Origin of the sequence: Mesorhizobium sp. M7A.F.Ca.ET.027.03.2.1 (assembly GCF_003999175.1) — a bacterium.
Classification (GTDB): domain Bacteria; phylum Pseudomonadota; class Alphaproteobacteria; order Rhizobiales; family Rhizobiaceae; genus Mesorhizobium.
The window spans coordinates 1-1,246 of record NZ_RZOM01001392.1 but is presented as its reverse complement, the minus strand read 5'-3'; the positions used below and the strand labels follow the sequence as shown (position 1 = coordinate 1,246).

The 1,246-nt window shown below is 60.9% G+C and carries 1 protein-coding gene; it reads left to right on the top strand.

Annotation, left to right across the window (positions count from 1 at the left end; all coding sequences use genetic code 11):
• Window positions 1–31: 31 nt before the first annotated feature.
• The gene (locus tag EN750_RS34960) at window positions 32–1,228 is read left to right on the top strand and encodes a DUF932 domain-containing protein (RefSeq protein ID WP_127399324.1); all 1,197 of its coding nucleotides are present in this window, start codon (window positions 32–34) and stop codon (window positions 1,226–1,228) included.
• Window positions 1,229–1,246: the final 18 nt, after the last annotated feature.

Genomic DNA, 1,246 nt, shown 5'->3' with positions numbered 1-1,246 from the left:
GTCTTCCGGCGCCCGCCTAGGAGCGACACTCATGACCCAGATAGAAATTCACGCGCCCAAGCGCAACGAGCGTGCCGGTTACAAGATCGACGTCAGCCGCGGCCAGCGCATCGGCCGCGTGTCGTCAGAATGGTTCAACCGGCCGGCGGACGAGCGATACCTGTCGCTCACCGACCTCCGGCATTCGGTGAAGAGCCGGTCGGAGCGTAGCAAGACCCGCATCGTCGAAAGTGAGCTGATCCGCGTCGAGGCCAGCCGCGACGATCCGGAGCGCCTGAGGCTAATGCTGCCCGATACGCGTGCGCCTGTTGCCCCAACGCATTGGAGTTTTGGCCAACTCGCCAGCCTGGTCGGCGCGCCGGCCACCTATCTGCGTCAGCTTCCAGCTCCGGTCGCGGCGATCAACCTTCAGCACGGTCTCCTCAACCATCGCGCCGAGCAGGTGAAGACGCTGGAAATCGAGAACGGACGCCTCGAGTTGCGGGCGGTAACAGGCCCTGACTATGGCAGAATATTTGACTCAGAGCTGGTGGACGCCGTGCAAAAGATCGCCGGCAACGGTACCGGTGACACGCGCTGGAAAGTGCCCGGCGTGCTCGACTGGTCAACGGGAATCTACAATCCGCACGTCGACATCTCCAGCGACACCACCACGCTCTACGCGTCTGATCGCGATATCTTTGTCTTCCTCGTCGACGATCTGAACCCGATCGAGGCCGGGCGGCTGCCTAATGGGGAACCGGATCTCTATTTCCGCGGCTTCTACTGCTGGAATTCCGAGGTCGGAGCCCGCACCCTCGGGATCGCCAGCTTCTATCTGCGCGCAGTTTGTCAGAATCGCAATTTGTGGGGCGTGGAAGATTTCGAGGAAATCACCATCCGCCATTCAAAATACGCGGCCTCCCGTTTCGCACTGGAAGCCGAGCCGGCCCTGATCCAGTTTGCCGATTCCTCCCCCATGCCGTTCGTCAACGGCATCAAGACGGCGCGGCAAAGGATAGTGGCCCGAGATGACGAAGACCGCCAAAACTTCCTGCGCAAGCGCGGCTTCTCCAAGTCCGAGACCATGAAGATCATCGATACAGTTCTCCTGGAGGAAGGCCGACCACCGGAATCGATCTTTGATTTCGTGCAGGGCATCACGCGGATCGCGCGTGATAAGCCGCATCAGGATGTCCGCTTGGACATGGAGGGCAAAGCCAAGAAGCTTCTCGATTTCGCCGCCTGATCCTGCGGAGTCCGGCAG

Excerpts from the sequence above, each read along its gene's own strand:
- EN750_RS34960 (WP_127399324.1), top strand. The coding sequence starts at position 32 with ATGACCCAGATAGAAATTCACGCGCCCAAGCGCAACGAGCGTGCCGGT.